General features: G+C 67.8%; 21 protein-coding genes. 5 read left to right on the top strand and 16 right to left on the bottom strand.

The features are described 5' to 3' along the window. The first annotated feature begins 9 nt into the window (after positions 1-9). On the top strand, positions 10-1,755 hold the full coding sequence (locus tag OHZ10_RS08635; RefSeq protein ID WP_174991467.1) for a cyclic peptide export ABC transporter: 1,746 nt from the start codon (positions 10-12) through the stop codon (positions 1,753-1,755). 112 nt (positions 1,756-1,867) lie between these two features. Here the strand turns inward: OHZ10_RS08635 and OHZ10_RS08630 are convergent, their stop codons facing one another. The 7 genes from OHZ10_RS08630 to OHZ10_RS08600 all read right to left on the bottom strand — a co-directional run bounded on the left by OHZ10_RS08630 (position 1,868) and on the right by OHZ10_RS08600 (position 8,665). Beyond that, on the bottom strand, positions 1,868-2,899 hold the full coding sequence (locus OHZ10_RS08630) for an iron-siderophore ABC transporter substrate-binding protein (RefSeq protein ID WP_342704345.1): 1,032 nt from the start codon (positions 2,897-2,899) through the stop codon (positions 1,868-1,870). Further along, positions 2,896-3,696: a siderophore-iron reductase FhuF gene (gene fhuF, locus OHZ10_RS08625; protein ID WP_342704344.1), complete on the bottom strand. Its 801-nt coding sequence runs from the start codon at positions 3,694-3,696 to the stop codon at positions 2,896-2,898. Before fhuF ends, OHZ10_RS08630 begins: the two co-directional genes overlap by 4 nt. Further along, on the bottom strand, positions 3,693-5,783 hold the full coding sequence (gene fhuB / locus OHZ10_RS08620; protein WP_342704343.1) for a Fe(3+)-hydroxamate ABC transporter permease FhuB: 2,091 nt from the start codon (positions 5,781-5,783) through the stop codon (positions 3,693-3,695). The genes fhuF and fhuB overlap by 4 nt, the downstream gene beginning before the upstream one ends. Continuing rightward, on the bottom strand, positions 5,780-6,628 hold the full coding sequence (locus tag OHZ10_RS08615) for an ABC transporter ATP-binding protein (RefSeq protein WP_342704341.1): 849 nt from the start codon (positions 6,626-6,628) through the stop codon (positions 5,780-5,782). Before OHZ10_RS08615 ends, fhuB begins: the two co-directional genes overlap by 4 nt. Further along, entirely contained in the window at positions 6,628-7,635 is a 1,008-nt protein-coding gene (locus OHZ10_RS08610) for a TauD/TfdA family dioxygenase (protein WP_059234269.1), read from the bottom strand. The genes OHZ10_RS08615 and OHZ10_RS08610 overlap by 1 nt, the downstream gene beginning before the upstream one ends. Before the next feature lie 44 nt (positions 7,636-7,679). After that, a complete protein-coding gene (locus OHZ10_RS08605; protein ID WP_059234271.1) occupies positions 7,680-7,922 on the bottom strand; it encodes an MbtH family protein in 243 nt (80 codons plus the stop codon). A gap of 86 nt (positions 7,923-8,008) precedes the next feature. After that, a complete protein-coding gene (locus OHZ10_RS08600; RefSeq protein ID WP_059234274.1) occupies positions 8,009-8,665 on the bottom strand; it encodes an RNA polymerase factor sigma-70 in 657 nt (218 codons plus the stop codon). A 293-nt stretch (positions 8,666-8,958) separates the two neighbouring features. Here OHZ10_RS08600 and OHZ10_RS08595 point away from each other — a divergent pair, with 293 nt between their 5' ends. Both OHZ10_RS08595 and OHZ10_RS08590 read left to right on the top strand, forming a co-directional pair. Then, on the top strand, positions 8,959-9,210 hold the full coding sequence (locus OHZ10_RS08595) for a hypothetical protein (RefSeq protein ID WP_059236765.1): 252 nt from the start codon (positions 8,959-8,961) through the stop codon (positions 9,208-9,210). A 44-nt stretch (positions 9,211-9,254) separates the two neighbouring features. Next, positions 9,255-9,392 (top strand): HHHH-motif protein, encoded by a 138-nt coding sequence (locus tag OHZ10_RS08590; protein WP_014897078.1) that lies wholly within the window; start codon positions 9,255-9,257, stop codon positions 9,390-9,392. Positions 9,393-9,474: 82 nt separating this feature from the next. On the opposite strand, the gene OHZ10_RS08585 is transcribed toward OHZ10_RS08590, so the two are convergent. Further along, positions 9,475-10,860, bottom strand: a complete 1,386-nt coding sequence (locus tag OHZ10_RS08585) for an ATP-binding protein (protein WP_342704339.1) — start codon at positions 10,858-10,860, stop codon at positions 9,475-9,477. After that, positions 10,857-11,522: a response regulator transcription factor gene (locus OHZ10_RS08580; RefSeq protein WP_059234279.1), complete on the bottom strand. Its 666-nt coding sequence runs from the start codon at positions 11,520-11,522 to the stop codon at positions 10,857-10,859. The genes OHZ10_RS08585 and OHZ10_RS08580 overlap by 4 nt, the downstream gene beginning before the upstream one ends. A gap of 284 nt (positions 11,523-11,806) precedes the next feature. On the opposite strand from OHZ10_RS08580, the gene OHZ10_RS08575 reads away from it, so the two are divergent. Both OHZ10_RS08575 and OHZ10_RS08570 read left to right on the top strand, forming a co-directional pair. Beyond that, positions 11,807-12,334, top strand: a complete 528-nt coding sequence (locus OHZ10_RS08575; RefSeq protein ID WP_342704338.1) for a DedA family protein — start codon at positions 11,807-11,809, stop codon at positions 12,332-12,334. 45 nt (positions 12,335-12,379) lie between these two features. Next, the gene (locus OHZ10_RS08570; RefSeq protein WP_256084830.1) at positions 12,380-13,111 is read left to right on the top strand and encodes a class I SAM-dependent methyltransferase; all 732 of its coding nucleotides are present in this window, start codon (positions 12,380-12,382) and stop codon (positions 13,109-13,111) included. A gap of 114 nt (positions 13,112-13,225) precedes the next feature. Here OHZ10_RS08570 and OHZ10_RS08565 read toward each other — a convergent pair whose 3' ends face one another. The 7 genes from OHZ10_RS08565 to OHZ10_RS08535 form a co-directional block, all read right to left on the bottom strand. After that, a complete protein-coding gene (locus OHZ10_RS08565; protein WP_174991462.1) occupies positions 13,226-14,413 on the bottom strand; it encodes a calcium-binding protein in 1,188 nt (395 codons plus the stop codon). 107 nt (positions 14,414-14,520) lie between these two features. Next, a complete protein-coding gene (locus OHZ10_RS08560) occupies positions 14,521-15,543 on the bottom strand; it encodes a fimbrial protein (RefSeq protein ID WP_059234287.1) in 1,023 nt (340 codons plus the stop codon). Next, a complete protein-coding gene (locus OHZ10_RS08555) occupies positions 15,540-16,286 on the bottom strand; it encodes a molecular chaperone (protein ID WP_342704334.1) in 747 nt (248 codons plus the stop codon). The genes OHZ10_RS08560 and OHZ10_RS08555 overlap by 4 nt, the downstream gene beginning before the upstream one ends. A 16-nt stretch (positions 16,287-16,302) precedes the next feature. Further along, on the bottom strand, positions 16,303-18,756 hold the full coding sequence (locus tag OHZ10_RS08550) for a fimbria/pilus outer membrane usher protein (protein WP_342704390.1): 2,454 nt from the start codon (positions 18,754-18,756) through the stop codon (positions 16,303-16,305). 123 nt (positions 18,757-18,879) lie between these two features. Further along, on the bottom strand, positions 18,880-19,392 hold the full coding sequence (locus OHZ10_RS08545; protein ID WP_059234292.1) for a fimbrial protein: 513 nt from the start codon (positions 19,390-19,392) through the stop codon (positions 18,880-18,882). A 948-nt stretch (positions 19,393-20,340) separates the two neighbouring features. Next, positions 20,341-21,804: an efflux transporter outer membrane subunit gene (locus OHZ10_RS08540; RefSeq protein ID WP_342704331.1), complete on the bottom strand. Its 1,464-nt coding sequence runs from the start codon at positions 21,802-21,804 to the stop codon at positions 20,341-20,343. Then, positions 21,801-24,938, bottom strand: a complete 3,138-nt coding sequence (locus OHZ10_RS08535; protein ID WP_340624092.1) for a multidrug efflux RND transporter permease subunit — start codon at positions 24,936-24,938, stop codon at positions 21,801-21,803. The genes OHZ10_RS08540 and OHZ10_RS08535 overlap by 4 nt, the downstream gene beginning before the upstream one ends. Positions 24,939-24,940: the final 2 nt, after the last annotated feature.

Below are 24,940 nucleotides of genomic sequence, written 5' to 3'. Positions count from 1 at the left end.
ACGTTGCCGATGACAGCCGCCCACGAGCCTTCCTCCCCGCCGTCCCTCGACGCCTCCCCCGGCCGCCCCGCCGCGCGCCTGATCCTTGCGCTGTTGCGCGAAAGCCGCGTGTCGTTCACGCTGGCCCTCACCGCGTGCGTACTGAACGGTATCGCGAGCGTGCTGCTCGTCGCGACGCTGAACCGCGCGCTCTCTCAACCGGGCGCGGCCGATGCGTCGCTCGCGTGGCGCTTCGCGCTGTGCGCGGTGATCGCGCTCATCACGCGGATCGTGTCGGGCACGCTGTTCGCCCGCCTGTCGCAGGACACGATGGCGCGGTTGCGCGTGCACCTTGCGCGACGCGTTGGCGCCGCCGAATTGCGCGACATCGAGCGGATCGGCGCGGCGCCCGTGCAGTCGGTGCTGACCGACGACGCGACCAACGTGTCGATGCTGTTCTTCGCGCTGCCGAACCTGGTCATGCACGGCTCGATCGTGTTCGGCTGCCTCGGCTACCTTGCGTGGCTGTCGTGGCCCGTGTGCCTGCTGGCGCTGGCCGCGATCATCGCCGGCTCGCTCGGCTATCACACCGGCGACCGCCGCGCGATTGCGTCGCTCGAAGCGGCCGGCCACGCGCAGGACCGCCTGTTCGGCTATCTCGGCTCGCTGTTCTCCGGCGCGAAGGAGCTGAAGCTGCACGATGCGCGCGCCCGCCAGTTCGTCGACGGCCAGCTCGGCGCCGCGATCGGCGAAGTGCGCGACCACCGCCGCCGCGCGTTCAGCGCGTATGCGGTCGGGGTCGGCTGGATCATCTTCCTGTTCTACGTGTTCCTCGGCGTTGCGTCGTTCTGGCCGCAACTCGGCGTGCATGCCGACCCGGCCACCGCGGCCGGCTACGTCGTCGTGTTCCTGTTCATGCTCGTGCCGCTCGACGGCCTGCTGAACAACCTGCCGACCGTGAATGCGGCACGCGTCTCGCTCACGCGGATCGAAGGCGTGATGGCCGAGTTCGGCGCACTGCGCACGGTGCCGCCCGCGGCCGACGCCCCCGACGTGCCGCCGGCCGGCGCCGTCACGCTGCGCGGCGTCACGCACGCGTACTTCCACGAACGCGACGAACGGATGTTCAGCATCGGGCCGATCGACCTGACGATCAAACCAGGCGAGCTCGTGTTCATCGTCGGCGGCAACGGCAGCGGCAAGACGACGCTCGCGAAGGTGCTGACGGGGCTCTACGAGCCGGAGGAAGGCACGATCGAGGTGGACGGCCACACGATCGGCTGGCGCGAACGGGCCGCGTACCGGCAACGTTTCAGCGCGGTATTCAACGATTTCCACCTGTTCGATGCGCTGCTCGGCATCGTCGATCCCGACGATCCGTCGCGCGCGCAGGCCGATGCACGGGCGAACGCGCTCGTCGCGAAACTCGCGCTCGACCACAAGGTGAAAGTGGTCGACGGCGCGTTCTCGACGCGCGCGCTGTCGACCGGGCAACGCAAGCGGCTCGCGCTCGTCGTCGCGTACCTGGAGGATCGCCCCTTCTATCTGTTCGACGAATGGGCCGCCGACCAGGACCCGTCGTTCAAGGCCGTGTTCTACGAACAACTGCTGCCCGAGCTGCGCGCGCGCGGCAAGGCCGTGATCGTGATCACGCACGACGATCGCTACTTCGATCTCGCCGACCGGCTGTTGAAGCTCGACAACGGGCGCATCGTCAGTGACACGCAACCCGCGCGCCTGCGTGCGCAGGATGACGTCGATGCGCTGAGCGCTTGAGAGACGGTCGACAAAAAATCGCCGACGCGCTGCGATGGCAGCGCGTCGGCGATTTGCATTTCGGAAGGGATTATTGCCGATGCGCGGCGCGCCGGTCACGGCGCCCTGCGCGTCACGTCTTGCGTACGGCCGGCAGCTTCAGCATCGTGTCGGTCATCACGTCGGCCAGTTTCAGCGCCGACATCGGTCCGCCGAACCCCCAGATATTGCGTTCGATCAGCGCGATCCGCCGTTCCTTCATCGCGGGCACGAAGCGCCACACCGGCGAATCGAGTTTCGCGGACAGCGGCACGTCCATCCCCGATGCCGTCACGAACATCACGGCCAGGTCGCGCTGCCGGAGCAGATCGGCCGACGTCACGTACAGCGTGCCTTCCCGCGTCGGTTTCTTCGGCCACGGATCGAGCCCGAGCGCACGCGCGAGGCCCGCCGACGTACTGTTGCCCGTATAGGCCCAGTAACGATCGGGCAAGCCGAGATCCTGCAGCAGCGCGATCCGCTCACCCTTGCGCCCCGCGGCGGCGAGCCGCGCCGCATTGCGCGCGATCCCGGCGTCGAGCTGCGCGTCGACCGCCTGTGCGCGGGCGTCGCGCCCCGTCACTGCGCCAATGGTCCGGAAGATCTGCCGCATCCAGTCGAGCTGCGTGACGGGCACGCCGCCGTCGGACACGTTCGGGCTGAACTGGAACAGGATCGTCGGCGCGATCCGGTCGAGCGCGTCGAAGATCGGCGCATGGCGGAAGCCGACGCCGATGATCAGATCGGGCTTGACCGCAGCGATCGCCTCGAGCCCCGGCTCCTGCCGCGAGCCGATGTCGGTCACGTTCGCGAGCCGCTCGCTCTGGTAACCGAGCCAGCCCGGATAGAACGCCGTGTCCGCCGTCCCGGCCGGCACGATGTCGAGCGCGATCACGCTTTCCGCGAACATGAAGTCGAGCGCGACCACGCGCTGCGGCCGCACGGGCATCGTCGCGCTCGCCTGCGACACGACGGGGTTGCCGGCCAGCGACACGGCGCCCTGCGCGCCGCGTGCATCGTTGGCAACGGACGCAGCGGCGACCGATGCCGGGAACGTGCTGCAACACGCGGCACCGAGTGCCGCCGCGAGTACGCCGAGCGCATGCCGGCGGCCGGCGTGCGTCACCGGATCGCGTCCTGCTCGGCCAGCGCCGCGTCGTCCATCGTCAGTAGCAGGGGGCAGCTTCCACACAGTTGCGTTTCTCCAGGAATTTCATAGCGCAGGCAGCACACGCGGCGCGCGCGAAACGGCGTCGGCAGCAGCGCCGAGCGCGGCACGGCATCGCGCACGGGCTGGCGCAGCGGATTCGATTCGCCCCGGATACAGGTCGACCCGAACAGCCAGTCCGCATCGCGGACGGGATCGGCCGCGCACGGCAGCGAACGATACGTGTCGAGCAGATAGTCGAGCAGGTTGCCCGCATTGCTCCACAGCACGCGCGGCGTGACGCGGCCCATTGCCGCCAGCAGGTCGATCACCGCGCCGAGATGCGCGACGAGTCCCGCATAGCGGGGCGCGGGATCGTCGCACGGCGCGCCGAGCGCGTCCGCCGCGAAATACAGCGCGGCCGGCATCCCGTCGTCGAGCGCGACGAACGTGCGCTCCGGGTTCATGTCGAGCGGCCGGCCGAGCGTCAGCGCGGCGACGACGCCGGCCGGCGCCGCGCGGCCGAAATAGTATTTGCTCCATTGCGACATCAGCGCGCGTGCATGCTGCGCGGGATCGCCGCCGTAGTGGCCGACCATCGCGTCGAGCACTGCGTCGCGATGGGCTGGCAATGCACTGACGGGTATGACGATGCGGCCCGGCGCACGTACGTCTTCGGGCATGCCGAGCCAGACAACGTCGAGATGTTCGGCGAACGGCTCCGGCGCGAACGCCGAAAAGCGCGTGGCGCGCGTATCGTCGAGCGCCGGCGTCATCGCCCTGCGCGCCGGGCGCGGCGCCCCTCGAGAATCAGCAGCCCGAGCAGGTAAGGCGCGCCGATCAGCGCGGTCAGCACGCCGGCCGGCACTTCGCGCGGTGCGACGACCGTGCGCGCCGCGAGATCCGCGACACCGAGGATCAGCGCGCCGCACGCAGCCGCGAGCCACAGCCGCGTGCGATGCCGGCGTGCGCCGAGCATCGTCGCGACGTGCGGCGCCATCAGTCCGATGAAGCCGACCGGCCCCACCGCCGCGACGGCCGCACACGCGGCGAGCGTCGCGATCGTCAACGCGAGCGGCCGCAGCGCGGCCACCGGCAGGCCGAGCGCGGCCGCCTGGTCGTCGCCGAGCGCGAGCATGTCGAGCGGCTTCGCGAGCCATGCGAACACGGGCACAGCGAGTACACACCACGGCAGCAGCATCGACACTTCGCCCCAGCTGCGGCCATAGGTGCCGCCGACGAGCCACACGACGAAGCGCGCGGGCTGCACGCTTTCCTGCGTGATCAGCCATTGTGCGAGTGTCGTCCACAGCGCGCCGATCACGATACCGGTCAGTGCGACCGCGAGCGGCGCGTAGCGATGCCGGTGATTCAGCGCGAGCGTGATCGCGAGCGACAGGCCACCGCCGATCAACGCGGCGGCCGCGAGCGTCACGTGCCCCATCAGCGGCCACGTCGACAATGCGAACAGCGTGACGAGCCCTGCGCCCTGCGTGACGCCGAGCACTTCGGGACCCGCGAGCGGATTGCGCACGACGCTTTGCATCGCGACGCCGCTGACGGCAAGCAATGCGCCGGCGAGCAACGCGCACAGCAGACGCGGCATGCGCAGGTCGATCAGCATCCGCGCGAGCGCATCGTGACCGGACAGCGCGGCGGACCAGCGCGCGGGCGACAGCCATTCGGGGCCGGCCGACACGCCGCCCCACACCGCGAGCGCGCCGACAGCGACGAACAGCGCCGTGCGCAACGGCCAGCCGAGCCGTTCGAGCCAGCCGACGAGCCGCGTCGACCCGCCGCCCGCCGCACGTTCGGCATCCGCATGGAGCACGCCCGACCAGGCAGCGCCGCGCCGGATCATCGCGAGCATCAGCGGCGTACCGACCAGTGCGATCGCGACGCCGGTCGACAGCGTCGCGTCGAGACCCGACGCGAGCACCGCGCTGTCGGTGACGAGCACGAGCGCGCCGCCGGTGAGCGCCGACAACGGCACCAGCACGCCGAGCCGCGCCGCGCGCGCGCCGCGCACCTGGCGCAGCAGGTTCGGCGCGACGAGGCCGACATACGACAGCGGGCCCGCGATGCTGACGGCCACACTGGTGAACGCAACCGCGACGATCGTCGCGGCCAGCCGCGTCGCATCGACGCGCACGCCGGCCGCGGCCGCTGCGTCATCGCCGAGGGTGAGCGGATTCAGCGGCCGGATCACGAACGGCAGCGCGATCAGCGGCACGACGAGCCAGCGCGCGGCGAGCGCGAGGCCCGTCGCGCCAGGCTGGTACAGGCTGCCGTTGGTCCACAGCGCGGCCCCCGCGATGTTCTGCTCGAAGAACGCGAGCACGAGCGTCGACAGCGCGGCGAACAGCAGCATGCACACGCTGCCCGCGAGCACGAGCCGCAACGGCGTCGCGCGCCAACCGCCCGCCGCGACGATCGCGCATGCGGCGGCAGCGAGCCCGCAGACGAACAGCAGCGGCACCGTCGCGACGCCCGCCAATGCCGGCACGAGCATCGCCGCGAGCAGGCCGAGCTGCGCGCCGCCCGTCACGCCGAGCAGGTCGGGCGACGCGAGCGGATTGCGCGTGAGCGACTGGAACAGCGCGCCCGCCATGCCGAGGCAGCCGCCTGCGACGAGCGCCGCTGCGACACGCGGCAGGTTGAGGTCGAACAGGAACACGTGTGCGAGCGACGCGGCATCGCTGCCGGGCACCGCGCCCCACCACACGCGCAGGTCGGGCGCGACGCGCAGCGCCGCGAGGATCGCGATCAACGCGACGAGGCCGAACGCGATCGCGCCGGCCCGTCCGGTGGCTGCCCCCTTCCCGGTCGCCGCGAGGCGCTTGCGCATCGCGAACGTCGTCATACGGCGAGATCCCGGTCGAAGATGCCGGCCGCCTGCGGCGCGCCGTCGGTTGCCGGACCGTAGGCCGGCACGCACATCGGTGCGCCCGTCTGCGGATGCGCGAGCTTCAGCATCTCGACGCCGAACGCCGCACGCAGCCGCGCCGGATCGAGCATCGCGTCGGGCGTGCCCTGCGCGACGAGACGGCCCGCACGCATCAGCACGATCTCGTCGCTGTACGCAGCCGCCTGGTTCAGGTCGTGCAGCACCCACACGATCGTCAGCCCGCGCGTGCGATTCAGCGTGCGCAGTGCGTCGAGGATGTCGAGCTGGTGATGGATGTCGAGATAGGTCGTCGGTTCGTCGAGCAACACGATCGGCGCCTGCTGCGCGAGCGCCATCGCGATCCACGCGCGCTGGCGTTCGCCGCCCGACAGCGCGCCGACGTCGCGCTCCGCGTCACCGGCGAGGCCGCTCGTGTCGAGCGCCTCGTCGATCGCCGCATGGTCGGCCCGCGACAGGCCACGCAGGAAGCCGCCGTACGCATAGCGCCCGTAGGCGACGAGTTCGCGCACGGTCAGGCCCGACGGAATCTGGTTGAACTGCGCGAGCATCGTCAGCTCGCGTGCGAGCGCGCGACGGCGAAACGATGCGAGCGGCTGGCCGTTCACGTCGACATGGCCGGCACGCGCGGGCTGCAGGCCCGCGAGCGTGCGCAGCAGCGTGCTCTTGCCGCAGCCGTTCGGGCCGCACAGCGCGGTTACGCGGCCGGCCGCGATCGACAGGTCCAGCCCGTCGATCACGACATGGTCGCGATATCCTACCGACAGCCCGCGCGCGGCAAGCGCGGCGGTACTACGCGTCATCAAGCCTCCGTTCGGTCGCGCGGGACCGTATAACTCTGCGCCATCGCGACGACGACCTTGCGCGGCCCCTCGAACGGGTCGCGCGCATGCGCGGTCAGCATGTTGTCGAGCATCAGCACGTCGCCCGTGCGCCACGGGAACACGATGCGCTGCTGGTCGAGCACGCCGCGGATCTCCGCGAGCGCGCCGGCCTCGAGCGGTTCGCCGTCGCCGTAGTACACGTTGCGCGGCACGTTCTCGAGACCGACCGCGTCGACGAGTGCTTCCTGCATGTCGTCGTCGAGCGCCGACAGGTGAAACAGGTTTGCCTGGTTGAACCACACGCGATCGCCGGTGCGCGGATGGCGTGCAACGGCCTGGCAGCGTTCGCGCGTGCGCAGCAGCAATTCGCCGTCATCGTCGGTGCGCCACGTGCATTCGATGCCGCGCGCCGCACACATCCGTTCGACCTCGGCCGGCTCGTCGGTGCCGAACGACTGCTGCCACGGCAGATCGAGCCCCTGCCCGAAATTGCGCACGTACAGCAGCTCGCGTTTTTCGAAGCGCGCGACGAGCGCCGGATCGAGCGCGCGATACACCGCGCGGCTGTCCGCGATCGGCGTCGCCCCGCCCTTCGGCGCGGCGAGCGCGCAGTGGAACCAGATCCGCAGCGGCCATTCGCGCGTGTACGACTGCTCGTTGTGCAGCGGAATCGCGCGGTGCGGCGGGTATTCGGTCGACGTGTAGACGGCGCCTTCGACCTGGCTGCGCGGCGTCGACGCATATTCATAGCCGATCAACGGATCGCCGAACGATGCCGCGAACTGCTGAAACGCGTCGATCGACGGCACGTGAAAGCCCGTGAACAGTACGCCGCCCGCCCGTTCGAGCGTGTCGGCCGCGATCTCGCGCGCCAGCGGCGCGACGTCGTCGATCGACATCCCGTCGCTGCCGCGCGGCGACACGACGGTGGGCAGCCCCGGCTCGATACGCAGATCGTCGAGCGTCGGCAACGAAAGCAGGGTCATGCAACGTCCTCTTCAGGTGGCGCGCCGGATCGCGGCGCAGCAGGTCACGATGCGCGCGACGCGCGCTCGCCGTCCATCGCGCGGCGCAGGCTCGCGGGGCGCATGTCGGTCCAGACGGCCTCGATATGGGCGAGACAGTCGGCCTTCGGGCCGCTCACGCCGACCTCGCGCCAGCCGGCCGGCACGGGCCGGAACGTCGGCCAGATCGAATACTGTTCTTCGTCGTTGATGACGACCGTGTAGACGAGATCGTCGGTGTCGGCGGAAGGCGTCGGGGCTTGCGTCATGATCGGAAATCGCTGAGACGGTTGAAGGAGGCGAAGCGGCGGTTTCGGCCGCTCCTGTCTGATAGACGGTTGGCCGGCGCGTTTTTTTACCGCCGCCGCGCGCGGCCGCCCAGGAACACCGGGCACGCGACGCCGCGCTGGCATGCGTCGAGGCATTCCGCGCAATGGCGCTCCGCGTCGCGCACCATGAAATGCACGAGTGTCTGCGACACGTTCAGCGCGCGCGCCGCGGTCTGCAGCGTTTCCTCGCGCAGCCGCACCATCTCGAAGGCCGCGCGGCTGCGGGCCGGCAGGTCGTCGAGCGCGGCCCACACGCGCCGCAGCGTATCGCGCGTCATCAGCGCGGCTTCCGGCGTCGGCTCGGGCGACGGCACGTCGAAACCGTCGTCCTCTTCCGTGTGATAGACGTTCTCGAGGCTTTGCCGGCGGCATGCGTCGATCGACGCATTGCGCACCATCCGCGTCACGTATGCGACCGGCTGGCGCACCGCATCCTGGTTCGGGAATTCGACGAGCTTCACGAACACGTCGTGCACGACGTCCTCCGCACGGCTCGCGCAGCCGACGAAGCCGCGCGCGACATTGACGAGCATCGAGCGATGAGAGATCAGCACGTCGAGCAGCGCACCCTGCGCACGGGGCTCCGCGGCCCGGCGCGCACGCGGCGGCAGGTCCGGATAACTGCCGAGGAACGGGTTTGCCGCTGCCGCCGCCGGTCGGTCAAGCACTTCCGCCATGGCCATCGATCTGCTCCGTCAAATTCCGAGATAGCGCAATTTAACGTAAACGCAAATCATTCTCAATCCGATTACCGGATGACCCTTTCAGTTGTCAGGATTTGTCTGAACAATTGACGAAATCGTTGTCGGGGCGGATGCGCCGTGTACCGGCCGTTGCGCACCGCTTGTGCCGCGTCCACGCATGCTTTCACGCATCTGACGAAACGCCTGCACCTGTCACGGGCGGTAGCAACTTCTTACCACGTGAAATTTTGGGGGCTCGTACGATCGACTTGCTGTTTCCAAGGGAGAACAACATGAAATCCATCGTGTTATCCGCAGTCATGGTTGGCGTGCTGTCGAGCGTGATGCTCGGCGGGTGCGTGGCCTACCCTGGCCCTGCCGAAGTCACGATCGGCTGGCATGGCGATCGTTACTGGGACGGGAATCGCTACTGGGAACGCCGTGACTGGGAAGCCCAGCATCCCGGCCCGCGTGACGAGCGCCGCGACGATCGTCGAGACGAGCGCCGGGACGACCGGCACGACGATCAGCGGCCGCAGTGGTAATGCCGTCGCTCCCGCAATCCGCCATTCAACGACAGGACCTCAACATGAAGACGCTACTGAAAACCCTGACCGCCGCCGCCGTTGCCGCCGCCGTACTCGTGCCGGCGATTGCCGAAGCGCATCCGCACCGCGTGTGCCACTTCGAGCATCACCATCACAAGGTGTGCCGCTGGGTGCGCTGAGCGTTGCGCGGTAGAGGTGAAAAAGCGCCGGCTCGCCGGCGCTTTTTTTGTTCTTGCGACTCGGGCAGCGCAGGCGCTCGCGCTAACGCTGCCAGCGCTCGGGCGCCAGCCAGATCGGAAACGACAGGATCACCGCCAGTCCACGCCCATCGATACCGGCCGCCACGTCGACCGCCCCGCCGTGAGACTCGGCAATGCGCGCGACCAGCGACAGGCCGATGCCGCTACCCGGCTGCGCCGTACCCGGGACCCGGTAAAAGCGTTCGAAGATCCGCGCATGCTCGTCGACCGGCACGCCCGGCCCGTCGTCCGCGATACGCAACCTGACGCGCGCCCCGTCCGTGCCGGCCAGGCCGTCGCACGCGATCTCGACCCGCCCGCCTTCATGGCCGTAACGCAGCGCGTTGTCGATCAGGTTGCGCACCGCGATCGCGATTTCATCCAGATCGCCCCACACGCACACCGGCTCGACCGCCACCCGCACCGTCTGCCGGCGCGCATGCGCGGCCGCATCGAAGTCGCTCGCGATCAGCGCAACGAGCCGCGACAGGTCCACCGGCCCGTGCTGCTCGGCGCGCGATCCTGCATCGAGCCGCGCCAGCTCGAGCAATTGTCCTGACAGCCGCGCGCTGCGTTCGACGCCCGTTGCCAGACGGCGCAGCGCGGCGTCCTTGTCCGCGGGGCTGTCCGCCCGCAACGCGACTTCCGCCTGCGCCGACAACGCGGCCAGCGGAATGCGCAACTCGTGCGCCGCATCGCCGATGAAACGGCGCTCGGTATCGACGGCCTGGCTCAGCCGCGCGAGCAGGCGATTGAACGACTCGACGAGCGGCCGGAGCTCGCGTGGCAGCGTCATCAGCGGCAACGGCGAGAAATCGAATGCGGCCTTGTGCTGGATCGCCCGCTGAACGTCGCGCACCGGCCCGAACGACCAGCGGATCCCCCACCAGATCGCCACGCCCAGCATGCCGAGCAGCACCGCCGTATTGAACAGGCCGAGTTGCAGCGCATTGTTCGCCTTCTCCTGCCAGGTCGTGGCCGGCCCGCCCGTCTGCACGCGGATCCGGCCCGCCGGATCCGACAGCGAATAGACCCGCCAGGTCTCGTCGTGCGCAACGCCGCGCCCGCTGCTCACCCCGTATCCGTCCTGCATGTCGGCCTTGAGCGCCGGCCCCGGCGCATCCGCGCTGTGCATGACGTTGCGGCCGTCGATCCAGATCTGGAACGCGACGTCGTATTTGCCGTACGCGGCTTTCGGCAACACCGCCTGGGCGCGGGCTTCGGGCAGGCGGTCGATTGCATCGGGCAGCGACAGCAGCAGCAGTTGCGCGGCGCCCTCGAGCAAGCCGTCGCGCCAGCCGCGCTGCTCGCGCCACAGGCCGACGCCGAGGACCGCGCCCCAGCTCGCCCAGAACACGACCACCGTCGCCATCACGGTGGCGAGCAAGCGCATGCGCAGCGACCTCATGCCGTGCCCTCCCCGACGCGATAGCCGAAACCGTGCACCGTCACGATCAGTTCGTCGCCGAGCTTGCGCCGAAGCTGATGGATGTACACCGCGATCGTGTTGCTTTCGATGGCGCCGTCGTTGCCATACACGCGCGCTTCAAGCTGCGTCCGCGTGACGACGCGTCCTTGCCGTTCCATCAGCGCGACCAGCGTCCGGTACTCGTGAATGCTGAGCGCGACGGGTTCGCCGGCGCGCGTGACTTCCTTGCGTGACGGATCGACGTGGATATCGCGGTAGACCAGCCGCTCCGATACGCGGCCCTGGCTGCGGCGCGTCAGCGCGCGCAGCCGCGCATAGAGCTCGTCCAGCTGGAACGGCTTCACGAGATAGTCGTCGGCGCCGGCGTCGAGCCCGCGGATACGGTCGCTCAGCTGATCGCGGGCGGTCACGATCAATACTGGCGTCGCGTCGTAGTTCGCGCGCATCGCGGCGAGCAGCGTGAAACCGGATGCGCCCGGCAACTGCAGGTCGAGCAGTACCGCGTCGTAGTCGCGACCGACGAGCGCGAGCCGAGCCGCCGGCACGTCGGTCACCCAGTCCGCGCGCCAGCCGTTCTGGGCCAGGCCGGCCCGCACGGCGTCGGCCAGCATCGCGTCGTCTTCCACCAGCAGGATCTGCATCGGTTTCGCTCCTCGAATGGCGAGGTCGCCAGCCTGACGGACCGCGATTAAAAACTTCTTAAAGCCGGGGGGCCACGATGCGTGTCGATCGCCGCATTGCCGGTGCAATGCAGTTGGCGCTTTCCCGAGAGGCCCGCCATGACCGTGTTCTGTCCTTCGATTCCGTTGCTGCGATGCAAGACGGCACGGCGCGCCCGCTTCGCGCCGTCCCGGTGCCGGGCATTCTGGCATGAAAGGCCGCCCGCATTGCGTGCGTTGCGCGCGCGCCGCGCGGGAGCGGCTCGATGAACCAAGTCGCCGCGCTCGTCCCGTTCGGCCTCGCGCTCGGCCTGGCCGGCGCCAACAGCATCGCCTGCCTCGCCGGCCTGTCGCTGATCGAACGGTTGATCCCCGTGCTGCCCTCCCACGTGCTGCTCGCGATGATCGGTGTCGCCGGTGCGCAAGGCGCATGGACACTGCCGGAAGCGATCGTCGTCACGGCGCTCGGCAGTTTCGCCGGCTGCCTCCTTCATTACGCGCTCGGCAATCTGTGGCCTGAAGACAGCGTGCTGGCCCTGCTGCGCCGCGTCGCGCCGCTGGGCAGGCTGCAGCCCGCCAGAATGGACGCGCTGATCGAAGGCATCCGCGCGCGGCCCACGCGGCTCGCACTCTGGTCGCAACTGGTGCCGTTCGTCCGGCTCGTCGCGCCGGCGCTCGCCGGATTGCTGCAAACGAGCTTCGCGCGCTTCGCGTCGGGGGCGGCGGCCGGCATCGCGCTCTGGAACACGTTGTTCATCACCGCCGGCTATCTCGCCGCGCAAGCGGCCGGCTAACCGCGCCTGTCATTGCCCCCGATCGATCCCGCCAGGAGCCTGTCGATGCGAATCCCCGAATGGATGCTGTTTCTGCGTACGTGGTTGCGCAATCCGCGCCGGGTCGGCGCACTTGCGCCGTCCGGCCCGGCGCTCGCCGCGCTGATCACCGCGCATGTCCCGCGCGAACGCGCGTCCGTGATCGAGCTCGGCGCCGGCACCGGCGTGTTCACACGTGCGCTGCTCGCGCGCGGCGTCGCGAGCGACCGGCTCGTGCTGGTGGAAGCCGATCCCGCGTTTGCCAACGCGCTGCGGCATCAGTTCCCCGCGTTGCGGATCATGCAGATGGATGCGGCCCAGCTCGGGATGACGGGTGACTTCTTCGGCGGGGAACGCGCGGATGCAATCGTGAGCGGGTTGCCGCTCGTCGCGATGCCGGTCGAGCAGGCCGTCGCGATCGTGCACTGCGCATTCGCGCGCCACCTGGCCGCCGGTGGCGCGTTCTATCAATTCACCTATGTGCCGCGCTGCCCGATTCCGGCACGCTATCTGGAAGCCCTGCGCATTCGCGCCGTGCGGGTCGGTGTCGCGTGGATGAATTTTCCGCCGGCCGTCGTGTATCGGTTCGAACGATGCAGCGAGGCGGACGGCTGTCATCGGCACAACGCACGGCCGCTTCGCGAAGCCGTTGCCGACGCCCCTGCCTTGCACGGTATCGACGCAAGCCGATCGTCCCGTATCTCCGCACCCGGACCGTGCCATACCGGGCCGGCAACAGGTAGAAGTTCGCCATCCTGAATGTGATCGGAGGTCGGTTGCGATTCCGCCCGCCATGACTTTCCTGCTTCTTTCCGGCGAACAGCGAAACGAGGCGCCGGTTCCCCGACGCCTTTTCCGCGGCCCGCGTCGACGCTACTGGCGTGGCGCCGGCCGCAGCGAGGACAGCGCGATGCGTATCTGCCAGAACAACGGACGATAGTTGTCGTCCAGATACTCCTGCCCGGTGATCAGGCTGCCGTCCGGGCTGATCGCCAGCGTCGTATCCAGCCGCAGCCCGCCGCGCGATACGCCCGCGGCGTCCAGCAGCGCCGGCAGACTTCGCATGCCGACGCCCTGCGTCCAGATGAACGTCCTGACAGTGTCGCGTTCGGTGTTCCCCGACTGGCCCACCACGACGCTGCCGTCCGCATTGGCGTGTTCGGCATAGCTGTAGTTGTCGCCGTCGAGCATGCCGAGTTGTTCGATCGTGTTCCCGCCATTCAGCCAGCGGACCGCGACGGTGCCCTCCCTCTCGCCCCACGGCGACGGCAACGATCGCCCGGTCCCGGCATTCCCCACGACAGTTTGACCGTCGTCGCTTACACTGATAGCCCGGTCCATGAGCGCAGGAGCCGAGGAAATGGCCGGCAGCAGCCGAACGCCCGAGCGCACCGTCCAGACGAAAGCGCGCGAGCCATAGACACCGCCCACATTCCCGACGCTTCCTGCCACTGCGTCGCCGGGTTGATTCATGTGAACCGCGCTCGCGGCGAAGTCCTCATCGGTGGTGATACGGTTGAAACCGCTGCGACTGTCCCACAGAAACAGCGCATTGTGCCCGTCGGTCGTCGTGTAGCTACCCGCGATGCGCGAGCCGTCGCGGTTCATCACGCTGGCGTCGCTGAAATACCGCGTTGCCGTCGACGGTGCAATGGGTTGCACGCTGCCATCCCCGGGCCAACGGACAGCCGATACCGCATCGTTGCCATACGGACCGGGCTGGGCGAGCGACCCTACGACAACGCGCCCGTCAGACGACACGGCATTGGCTCTTGACGAGCGTTCATCGGACGGTGAAGCCAGCCGTTGCCAGCCAGTCTGCGCCGACCATGAGAATGCACGCCCCGGTTCGGCCGGATTCGTGTAACTGGAGCAAGAACCGACGAAGGTCTTGCCGTCCGCACTGACGCCGCTGACCTGGTTCGTACGATCCCGCATCCCGCCGAGATCGCCGAGCCGGGTCAGCGATATTGCACCGGGCACTTGTGCTTGCGCGTGGCCGCCGGCGAGCATCAGCGCGATCGCGATCGAAGTTGCCACCACCCGATACCGCGTTTGCATGTGCGTCTCCTCCATGGACTGAAACCCGAATGGTCATCCACCATCGTCGGGCTACGACGCAAGCCGTACATCCGTTGCGCGAGCCGACGACGGTGTCGCCGTCGATATCAATAGATGAACAACCGGATCGTCGCCGTCGCGTCGAACCGCCCGATCTTCGGCGGTCCGAACGACTTCAGCACCGCGTCCATCAGTACGCTCTGGTTCATGACGTTGGACGGGAATTGCGCGAGGTTGAACTGTTCGTTGAACGGAATCGCCTTGCCCTGGCTGTCCTCGATGCCGATCCCGAAATTGCTGTCCTTCGCGGGCACCAGCAAGCCGTTCTGCACCGGGAAGCTGGTTTCGAAGTACCCGTCAACACGTACCGCGACGTTGCATTTCTTCGTCAGCGACAGCGAAAACCGCTTGCGCGGCACCGCGGGCATGAAGCCGTTGCCCACCGCCTGCACCTGTCCGAAATTGACGATGCCCGGCTCGGGCGTCACCAGCACGTCGACGAAGCACGGCGTCGGCTTGAGATTACGCAGGCCGCTCAGGCGGTACTGGAAGCTCGGGTTGTATGCGTTCAGCCCGAACTCGCCGTCGAACTGAAATACCGTGTAGATGTCGCTCGGCGGCTGGACCCAGTTGCCCCGCTTGCGCACCACGACCTGGTAGTCGATGCTGATTCGCGTCTGCTCGCAGCGCCCTCGATCGAAGTCGTACTTGCTGCACGGCGGCACGGAATACCCGGTGAACACCCCGCCGCCTCGGTTGCTGGTCTTGTCGAAATAATCGATACCCTTGTAACGGATGCCGATCTCGAGCCCCCAGGCGGCAGGATTCGTGCGATTCGGATTCGCGTAGAAATAGATGTTGTCGACGACTTTCAGGCTGCTGTCGTCACCCAGATCCTTGTAGCAATACCCCGACGTCGTTCGCACCGGCGACACCCAGATCACATAGCCGTCGGGCGCATCGGTCGGATACGACGCAACGCCGCCGATCGGCTCCGTCAACGAAGTCGCGCCGCTGTTGGTCAGACAGCGCAGTGCCCATGCCGGCTGCACTGCCGCGACCAGCAACACAAGCACGATCCAGCGCAGCCATGCGGCCGGCGATCCCTGGTGGCGCATACCGCCGCTCATTTCTTCACGCTCTTGCAAGCACCGGCCTCGCACGCATACTCGACCGCCACCTGGCCGCCGTAATCGTCGATATGCGTGACGAACAGCGTCGCCGGCGTCGCGGCCTTGAACGGCACGTCGGCCGTGCTCATCGGGCTCACCATCACCGGCTCGATCGGCACCGGCGTCTTCTGCGCGCCCGCGCTCACGTCGACCACCGTCACGTGGTACGGCGTCGGATTGTCGAACACCAGCTTGTGCGCGGCCGCATCCACCCGCAGCGTCATCGGCAGCGTCCAGTCCTCGTCGCGCGTGGGCTGCACGGCCTTCGGCCGGTAGAACAGCTTCATCTGCGTGTGCAGTGCGATCTGCAGCGTGTTCGGCGTATCGGTTTTCGGCGGCACTTCGCGGATGTTCAGGTAGAACACCGATTCGCGATCGGCCGGCAGCTCGGTGCCCGGCAGCTTCGCGATCCGCAGCACGTTGCGCTCGTTCGCCTCGACGCGCTGCAGCGGCGGCACGACCATCAGCGGCGACGTGATCTTGTTGCCTTTCGCGTCCTCGAGCCACGACTGCACGAGATACGGATACGTCGTGCTCTTGTTCGTGATCGTGACGATCGCGGCCTGTTCGCCTTCGTTGAAAATCACGCGCGTGCGATCGGGCACGATCGCCGCGTGCGCGGCGCCCGCGAGCAGCGCGCCGGCGGTTGCGAGCACGCACCACGCGCGTCGCCGAAAAGAAACGGAGAAAGTGTTTTTCATCGCTGGATCCGTGAAATCATCGTTCGGCCCGCGCGGCCGCTGCATGCGACTCGCCGGGCGTCTGGCACGTCACCGGAATCGGCGTGCCTTCGAGTTGGAGCCGGTTCGGCAGTGTGTCGACCGTGCAGAGCGTACGTTCGCCCGCCCGCACCGCCAGCGTCGACTTCGGCTGAACCTGGGTCAGGAACGCCGCGCCGCCCTCGCCGACGATGCCGAGTTCCTTGCCGTTCGCCGCGTCCTGCACCGATGCACCGAACGGCAGCGGCTTGCCGGCCGCGTCGGTCAGCGTCAGGTACAGGTTGCTGCCGCGCGCGGCGGAAAACTTCACGAAGCCGATCGCGCCGTCGGTCAGCACCATGCGCTGGATCGGGTTCGTGACCTGCACTTCGAGCGGCAGCTTCTCGACGTTGACGGTCGCGTCGTACACGTTGTACGGCGAGATGCCGTCGAGCACCGCATAGCCGCGCGAATCGGTGTGCGTGAGCGAGCCGGACAGCGGCACGTCGGGCACGCCGTCGGTCGACACCAGCAGGCGCGTATCGCCCGCATTGCCGTTCGCATGCGCGGACACGCCGTACTGCGTCGCGACGAACGAGCCGTCGACTTCGAGCGAGGCGGCCGCGTAGGCGTTCGCGAGGGTCGACGCCTGCGCGGTGAGCTGGTACGCCGTCGTGCGCTGGCGGAAGCTCGCGTTCGCCGACGCGCGGCCGTCGGTTTCGCCCGCGTTGACCTGGTAGGTGCGGCCGGCCGGATCGTCGTAGATGTAGCCCGCGTTCACGCTCGTGCTGCCGCTGCCCGTCGTCAGGTTCGACGTGACGGTGTGGCGGCCGCCGATCGGCAACGTCGCGGTAACCGAGAACTGGTTGCCGCTCGCGCCGGCGCTCTGCGTGCGGAATGCCGACACGCTGACGTTCACGTTGCGCAGCGTGCCGATCGAGAATGCTCGCGTCAGCGTGAGGCCGACGCGCTGCTCGGACGAACGCGCCCAGTAGGTCGTCTGGTCGTACGAAAAATAGGTCGACGTGTCGCCGAAGCGCTTCGACATCGTCGCCGAATAGCGCTGCTTGCTGTTGGCGAGCCCGTACGCGGTCGGGTCGCCCGAGAATTGCGCGAAGTTCGTGTAGTCGCGTTCGGAAAAGCGATAGCCGAAGAAGCGCACGTCGGCGTCGAGTCCGTCGAAGTGCTTCGAATAGTTGATCCGATACGAGTTGCCGTTGCGCGTCGCGCCGTTCCACCACAGCCGTGCACGCGCATGCGTGACGTCGCCCGACACCGCGCCCAATGCACCGAAATCGCGGCCGACGCCGAGCGCGACCGACGTATAGCCCGACGCGGCGATGAAGCCGCCGTACGCGGTGATGTCGAACGGCAGGCCGTACGCGATTTCACCGAAGCCGAAGAACGGCGTGATGCCGGCGCCGCCGAACAGGCGCGGCTTGCCGACCGCGGCCTTGTAGCGCAATTGCCCGGTGCGCGCGAGGAACGGCACGGCGGCCGTCGTCACCTGGAAGCGCTGCACGCTGCCGTCCTCTTCCTCGACCGCGACGTCGAGCGTGCCCTGCACGCTCGTGTTGATGTTCTGCAAAGCGAAGGCGCCCGGCGACACGCGTGTCACGTACAGCACGCGGCCCGCCTGCGACACGGTCACGGTTGCGTTGGTGCGCGCGACGCCCGCGATCAGCGGCGCATAGCCGCGCAACGAAGGCGGCAGCATGCGGTCGTCGCTGCGGATCGACGCGCCCGTCAGCGCGAACGTGTCGAAAATGTCGGAGGTCAGGTAGTCGTCGCCGAACGTTACCGTCGACTGGATCGACGGCAACGCGCGAAATGCATACAGCCGGCTGAAGCGGAACGTGCGATCCGCGTACGCCGTGTTGCCCACGTTCGATTGCGCCTGGTAGTCGCCGCGAAAGCGCCACGCATCCCAGTTCGCACCGACCGTCCCGTAGGCCTGGATCGAATTCGTCTGGCTGGCGCCCGCGCCGAAGTTGCGGTTCGTGTTCGCGATCACGCGATAGTCGAGCATCGCCCCCGGAATCCCTTCGGACCAGCGCTCCGGCGGCAGGTAGGTCGAATCGGTGAACTCGAGCGCGGCCTGCGGAATCGTGATCTTGAGCCGTCCGTCGCTTTTCAGGTAACGCACGGTTGCGCCCTCGATCGCGCCGAGGTCGACGCAACGTCCGCCCTGGAAGCGCGGCAGGTCCTTCGCAAGCGCCGGCTTCAGCCCGAACTGCGCGACGAGTTCCGGCCGCAGGCACGGCTTGCCCGCGCCCGACGCATCGATCGCGATGAACTCGATCGATTGCAGCCCGTAGAACAGGTCGTTGACCTGCACGTCGAGCATGTACTCGCCCGGCAGCGTGAAGTCCGCCTCCGAGAACTGCGACAGATCGACATTGTTCGTGCCGTCGATGTTCAGGAACGACGAATTGAATTCCGTCGCATGGCTCTGGCTGCCGACGACCAGCACGGAGACGCAAAGGAAGGAATGTCTGATTCGCACGCGGCGCTACCGGAAGTCCGAGGAGAAGGGAAAACGGGAGGACGGAAGAAGGAGGGAGGGAAGCACGCATCCCTCCTCCGGTACGGGCGCTTACTGGTAGCGGACCGTGAAGTTCGCGACGCTGTCGGCGGTACCCGGCGTCACGCCGGCTGCCGTCGCTTCGTACATGGCTGCGAAGCGTGCGATGTTCGTGCCGTTTTGCAGCACGGTCGGTGCCTTCTGCTCGGCGCCGTTGTCGAGGTATTCGCCCGACGCTGCCTGCAGGCGGATGCCGACGTTGGTTGCCGAACCGATCGTGGCGAGCAGCTTCGGCTGGCCTGCGCTCGACGTGCCCGTGAACGTGAAGTACGCGTTCTTCGCGATGCTCGTGTCGCAGTCGGTCAGCTTGATGTCGAAGTTGGTCGGCGTGGACTTGTCGCCAGCCTGCTTGAACACGTTGGTCGGCACCTTGCCGAGGTTCACGGTCTGGTTGACCGAGCCCGAATCGATGCCGCATGCGCCCGCGACGATCTCGCCCGTGAAGTTGATCGTGCCGGTGCCCGCTGCGAAGGCCGAGGTGGACAGGGCCGCGAGTGCGACAGCGGTCAGGATGGTTTTTTTCATGACGTTTCCCGTTAAGGACTGCAAATGGAGTGGACGACGTGGCGGACACAAACGGCAGCGTGTGCTGGCTCCCGTCCGACACGAGGCGGCATTATCGAGATAATCGTGAAAGATTTCTGTAAATCATTGTCAAACGCTTCTGACAATGTTCGATTTACCCCTCTAAAACCGCATTCTTTCTTCATGATTTTCAATCGCGGATATTTTGTCCGCAGTCCTTTTTTATTTTCCGGAACCAATTGAAGATTAAGGGAATTTCTTGCCGATAACCATCGACACCTCGCCCTGCCTTGCCAGCACTAGCCCGGCAAAGATCCGTTGCGCAAAAGACAAAATATTGTCCAACGCCGCCATCGTTGCCCGGCGACAACGCCCATATCAAATCATTTTCAACTGACAGGAAATTAAATGAGGCGTTTCTCCAATCTCTATTTACCGCGCAAACGATTGCGAAATGAATACAAACGTTTTACTGCGACACTTTGCCGCCCTCATTAATTCCAATTCATTGATTAATCCGATCTTCAATTCCCGATCGTGAATCTCACGCGGGCGCAGTCGCCGATACGAAATTTGCGAGCCTGAATGGCCGAGAGGAAACCACGAAGATGCGCGCACACGTTTGCGCCGGAGAGCGACACGACCGGTCGCCGGTCGCCGGTCGCCGGTCGCCGGTCGCCGGTCGCCGGTCGCCGGTCGCCGGTCGCCGGTCGCCGGTCGCCGGTCGCCGGTCGCCGGTCGCCGGTCGAGGGATGCGGGATGCCGCTTAGCGCGCACCGCCGCGAGAAAAAAAACGTCTGGATGGTTCGCTGGACAGCGAAAGGAAGCGCCGAACATGATCGGCGATACGGCGGGCAGCACGACTGGTGAACCGGCGGCCGCACGTCGAATCGTGCGGCCGCCGTTACGTCACCCGATGCACTGCGGCGCCAGGCAACGCGTCGCGCATCACGCGGAAGCTGCGGCCTCCGCCGATGCCGGCGACCAGCCGCCGCCGAGCGCACGGTACAACGCGATCGCGTTCGCGAGCCTGAGCTGCTTGAGCCGGATCAGCTCCTGCCCCGACTCGTACGTACTGCGCTGCGCATCGAGCAGTTCGAGATAGGTCGCGACGCCGCCGGCATAACGGCGCTCCGCGAGCTTCAGCCGCGCGCCGTCCGCCGCATACACGTCCTGCTGCGCGGCAAGCTGGCGATCGATCCAGTCGCGCGCGGCGAATGCGTCGGCCACTTCGCGGAACGCCGTCTGCACGGTCTTTTCGTACTCGGCCACCGCGATGTGCTTGCGCGCGTTCGCGACATCGAGGTTCGCGCGATTGCGTCCGCCCGCGAAAATGGGCAGCGTGATGCGCGGCGCGAACGTCCACACGCTCGTGCCGGCCGCGAACAGGCTCGAGAACGCGTCGCTCACCGAACCGTAATCGGTCGTCAGCGCGATACGCGGAAAAAACGCCGCGCGCGCGGCGCCGATCTGCGCGTTCGCGGCCTTGAGCCGCGCTTCGGCCTGCCGGATGTCCGGCCGCCGTTCGAGCAATTCGCTCGGCGCGCCCGGCGCCACCGGTGCGATCGACAGCGCGTCGAGCGCGGTTGCGTCGTCGGGCACGTTGCGCGCGAAGTCGCCCGCCAGCAGCTGCAGCGCCCGTACCGCCTGCGCATGCTCGCGCTGCAGCGCGGCCTGCGATGCGCGCGCGGACGCCACCAGCATCTCGGCCGAACGCAGCTCGATCGCGTCGCTCGTGCCGGCCGCGTAGCGGCGCTGCGTGAGCGCGGCCATGCGCTCGCGCGCGTCGAGCGTACGCTGCGCCAGCGCAAGCTGCTCGTGCAGCGAACGCTCCGATACGTAGGCGCCCGCCACTTCCGAGATCACGCCGATGCGAACCGCGCGCTGCGCATCGGCCGTCGCGAAATATTCGGCCAGCGCGGCATCGGACAGGTTACGCACGCGGCCGAACAAATCGAGCTCGTATGCACTGATGCCGACGCCCGCGCGATACAGTCCGCTGATCGCGCTTTCGCGCACGACGGGATCGTACTGCCGCACGCGTTCATAGCCGAGATTCGCGTCGACCGACGGCATCAGGTCCGCGCGCTGCACGCCATACAGCGCACGTGCCTCCTCGAGGCGGCCGGCTGCGATCCGCAGGTCGCGGTTGTTCGCGAGCGCTGCGTCGATCCACGCCTGCAGCGCCGGATCGGTGAAATACGCATGCCAGTCGTCGAGCTGCGCGGCATCCTGTGCGGCAACCGGTTCGGCGGCCGGCGCCGTGCTGCCTTCAACCGGCGCATACGTCGCCGGCACCGGCGCCGCCGGCCGCTCGTAACGCGGCGCGAGCGAGCATCCGGCGAGCGCGAGCGCGGCGGCCAGCGCGAGCTGAACCCGCAGCGCGGCGCGTGCATTCAGCGCAAACTTCATTGCGAACCCTCCATCGTCGCCGGCTGCGCCCCGCCACGCCGGCGCGGGCCGACGTCGAACAGGCGGCCGACGATCACGAAAAACAGCGGGACGAGGAACACCGCGAGTACGGTCGCCGTGATCACGCCGCCGAGCACGCCGGTGCCGATCGCCATCTGCGCGCCCGACGCCGCACCCGACGCAAACGCGAGCGGCAGCACGCCGACACCGAACGCGAGCGACGTCATCACGATCGGCCGCAGCCGCAGGCGCGCGGCCTCGAGCGCGGCGTCGACGAGCGACATGCGCTGCGCAACGAGATCCTTCGCGACTTCGACGATCAGGATCGCGTTCTTCGCGGACAGCCCGATCGTCGCGATCAGCCCCACCTTGAAATAAATGTCGTTCGGCATCATCCGCAGCGTGACGCCGAGCACCGCGCCGATCACGCCGAGCGGGACGACCAGCATCACCGCGAACGGAATCGACCAGCTCTCGTAGAGCGCCGCGAGCGCGAGGAACACGACGAGCACCGACAGCGCGAACAGCATCGGCGCCTGCGCGCCCGACAGCCGCTCCTCGAACGATTGCCCCGACCACGCGAAGCCGATGCCGGCCGGCAGCTTCGCGGCGATCCGCTCCATCGCGGTCATCGCCTCGCCGCTGCTGTGGCCTGCCGCCGCCGAGCCGTTGATCGTGAACGACGGATAGCCGTTGTAGCGCGTGAGCTGCGGCGGCCCGAGCGTCCAGTGCAGTGTCGTGAACGCCGCGAGCGGCACCATCTCGCCGCGCGCGTTGCGCACGCGCAGCTTCTTCACGTCGTCCGGATCGAGCCGGTGCAGCCCGTCGGCCTGCACCATCACGCGCCGCACCTGCGTGCCGTGCATGAAGTCGCCGATATAGTCGGAGCCGAACATCACCGCGAGCGTCGTGTTGATCTCGTCCATCGATACGCCGAGCGCGGACGCCTTCGCGCGATCGATGTCGAGCTTCAGCTGCGGCGCGTCCTGCGTGCCTGCGAACATCAGGTCGGTGAGCGCGCGGTCCTTGCCGCCTGCCGCGAGCAGTTGCTCCCGCGCGGCGCTGAACGTCGCGTAGTCGAGCCCGCCGCGGTTCTGCAGCCGGAAGTCGAAGCCGCTCGACGAGCCGAGATCGGGCAGCGCCGGCGAGTTCATCGCGAACACCGTCGTGTTCGGCGTGCCCGCGAAGCGCTCGTTGATGCGCGCGACGATCGACTGCACGTGATCGCGCTCGGCCTTGCGCTCCTTCCAGTTCTTCAGCGTGACGAAGATCATCCCGCCGTTCGGCCCTTCGCCATACAGGTTGAAGCCGCCGAGCGCGAACGTATACGCGGCCGGTTCGTCCTTGCGGATATACGACTCGACCTCGCGCACGCTCTGCATCGTTTCCGCGAGCGGCGTGCCTTGCGGGCGGATCACCATCACCATGAAGTTGCCCTGGTCCTCGTCCGGCAGGAACGCGGTCGGCAGCTGCGTGAGCATCAATGCCGCGGCCGCGGTCAGCGCGCCGTACACGACCAGCCAGCGCACCGGCTTCTTCAGCATCGCGCCGACGCGCGTCGCATAGCGCTGCGTCGCACGTGCAACGAAGCGGTTGAACCAGCCGAAGAAGCCGCGCTTCTCGTGATGGTCGCCGTTCACGGGCTTGAGCAGCGTCGCGCACAGCGCGGGCGTCAGCGACAGCGCGAGGAACGCCGAGAAGCCGATCGACACCGCGAGCGACAGCGCGAACTGCCGGTAGATGTTGCCCACGGCCCCGCCGAAGAACGCCATCGGCACGAACACCGACGTCAGCACCACGGTGATCCCGATGATCGCGCCGCTGATCTGCTTCATCGCCTTGACGGTCGCGTCGTAGGGCCCCAGCCCCTCTTCGACCATCAGCCGCTCGACGTTCTCGACGACGACGATCGCATCGTCGACGAGGATGCCGATCGCGAGCACCATCCCGAACATCGTCAGCACGTTGATCGAGAAGCCCGCCGCATACATCACGCCGAAGGTGCCCGCGAGCGCGACCGGCACGACGAGCGTCGGAATCAGCGTCGCGCGCAGGTTCTGCATGAACAGGAACATCACGAGGAACACCAGCACGCCGGCCTCGATCAGCGTCGTGACGACCTTGTTCATCGATACGCGCACGAACGACGACGTCTCGTACGGGATCTGGTATTTCACGCCCGGCGGGAAGTACGCGGACAGCTCGTCCATCGTCGCGCGCACGCGCTTCTCGGTGGACACCGCGTTCGAGCCCGGTGCGAGCTTGATGCCCATGCCGGTCGCGACCTTGCCGTTCACGTACGACGGATAGTTGTAGTCGTTGCCGCCGAATTCGATCCGTGCGACGTCACGCAGGAACAGCGCGGAGCCGTCGGCCTGCGCGCGCAGCGCGATCGCGCCGAAATCGGCGGGCGTCTTCAGCGGCGCATCGGCGAACACGGTCGCCGCAATCGGCGCGCTGTCCGGCACCGCGCTGCGGCCGATATCGCCGATCGTCACGCGCGCGTTGTGCGCACGCACGGCCGATGCGATGTCCGATGCGGTGAGGCCGTGCCCTGCCATCTTCACCGGGTCGGGCCAGATCCGCATCGCATACTCGGCGCCCCAGAACTGCACCTTGCCGACCCCCTCGACGCGGCGCAGCGCCTGCACGACGTTCGCCGACGCATACTCGCCGAGCTGCACGGCGGTCATCCGGCCGTCCTCGGACGTCAGCGACACGACCAGCTGAATGTTGTCGGCGGCCTTCTCGACCTGGATGCCGTCGCGGCGCACCGGCTCGGGCAGGCGCGCATCGACCGTCTTCAGCCGGTTCTGCACTTCGACGGCCGCGAGATCGGCGTTGACGCCCTGCTTGAACGTCAGGTACAGCGACGCCATCCCGGCGCTGCTCGTCGCGGACGTGTACATCAGCCCCGGCGCGCCGTTCATCTCGCGCTCGATCAGCGCGGTCACCGATTCCTCGACGACCTGCGCGGACGCGCCCGGGTACGTCGCATAGATGCTGACGACAGGCGGTGCGATGTCCGGGTACTGCGCCACGGGCAGCGCGCGGATCGCGAACATGCCGCCCAGCATGATGAAGATGGCGATCACCCACGCGAAGACGGGGCGATCGATAAAGAAACGTGCCATGT

This window comes from Burkholderia arboris (assembly GCF_038723655.1).
In the GTDB taxonomy this organism is placed as follows: Bacteria; Pseudomonadota; Gammaproteobacteria; order Burkholderiales; family Burkholderiaceae; genus Burkholderia; species Burkholderia arboris.
The sequence above is the reverse complement of the archived record's forward strand: the minus strand, read 5'-3'. Positions and strand labels throughout refer to the sequence as shown.

Excerpts from the sequence above, each read along its gene's own strand:
- OHZ10_RS08615 (WP_342704341.1), bottom strand. The coding sequence starts at position 6,628 with ATGACGCGTAGTACCGCCGCGCTTGCCGCGCGCGGGCTGTCGGTAGGA.
- OHZ10_RS08540 (WP_342704331.1), bottom strand. The coding sequence starts at position 21,804 with ATGAAGTTTGCGCTGAATGCACGCGCCGCGCTGCGGGTTCAGCTCGCG.
- fhuB (WP_342704343.1), bottom strand. The coding sequence starts at position 5,783 with ATGACGACGTTCGCGATGCGCAAGCGCCTCGCGGCGACCGGGAAGGGG.
- OHZ10_RS08595 (WP_059236765.1), top strand. The coding sequence starts at position 8,959 with ATGAAATCCATCGTGTTATCCGCAGTCATGGTTGGCGTGCTGTCGAGC.
- OHZ10_RS08535 (WP_340624092.1), bottom strand. The coding sequence starts at position 24,938 with ATGGCACGTTTCTTTATCGATCGCCCCGTCTTCGCGTGGGTGATCGCC.
- OHZ10_RS08570 (WP_256084830.1), top strand. The coding sequence starts at position 12,380 with ATGCGAATCCCCGAATGGATGCTGTTTCTGCGTACGTGGTTGCGCAAT.
- OHZ10_RS08575 (WP_342704338.1), top strand. The coding sequence starts at position 11,807 with ATGAACCAAGTCGCCGCGCTCGTCCCGTTCGGCCTCGCGCTCGGCCTG.
- OHZ10_RS08555 (WP_342704334.1), bottom strand. The coding sequence starts at position 16,286 with ATGAAAAACACTTTCTCCGTTTCTTTTCGGCGACGCGCGTGGTGCGTG.
- OHZ10_RS08560 (WP_059234287.1), bottom strand. The coding sequence starts at position 15,543 with ATGAGCGGCGGTATGCGCCACCAGGGATCGCCGGCCGCATGGCTGCGC.
- OHZ10_RS08590 (WP_014897078.1), top strand. The coding sequence starts at position 9,255 with ATGAAGACGCTACTGAAAACCCTGACCGCCGCCGCCGTTGCCGCCGCC.
- OHZ10_RS08565 (WP_174991462.1), bottom strand. The coding sequence starts at position 14,413 with ATGCAAACGCGGTATCGGGTGGTGGCAACTTCGATCGCGATCGCGCTG.
- OHZ10_RS08545 (WP_059234292.1), bottom strand. The coding sequence starts at position 19,392 with ATGAAAAAAACCATCCTGACCGCTGTCGCACTCGCGGCCCTGTCCACC.
- OHZ10_RS08635 (WP_174991467.1), top strand. The coding sequence starts at position 10 with ATGACAGCCGCCCACGAGCCTTCCTCCCCGCCGTCCCTCGACGCCTCC.
- fhuF (WP_342704344.1), bottom strand. The coding sequence starts at position 3,696 with ATGACGCCGGCGCTCGACGATACGCGCGCCACGCGCTTTTCGGCGTTC.
- OHZ10_RS08605 (WP_059234271.1), bottom strand. The coding sequence starts at position 7,922 with ATGACGCAAGCCCCGACGCCTTCCGCCGACACCGACGATCTCGTCTAC.
- OHZ10_RS08610 (WP_059234269.1), bottom strand. The coding sequence starts at position 7,635 with ATGACCCTGCTTTCGTTGCCGACGCTCGACGATCTGCGTATCGAGCCG.
- OHZ10_RS08580 (WP_059234279.1), bottom strand. The coding sequence starts at position 11,522 with ATGCAGATCCTGCTGGTGGAAGACGACGCGATGCTGGCCGACGCCGTG.
- OHZ10_RS08600 (WP_059234274.1), bottom strand. The coding sequence starts at position 8,665 with ATGGCCATGGCGGAAGTGCTTGACCGACCGGCGGCGGCAGCGGCAAAC.
- OHZ10_RS08585 (WP_342704339.1), bottom strand. The coding sequence starts at position 10,860 with ATGAGGTCGCTGCGCATGCGCTTGCTCGCCACCGTGATGGCGACGGTG.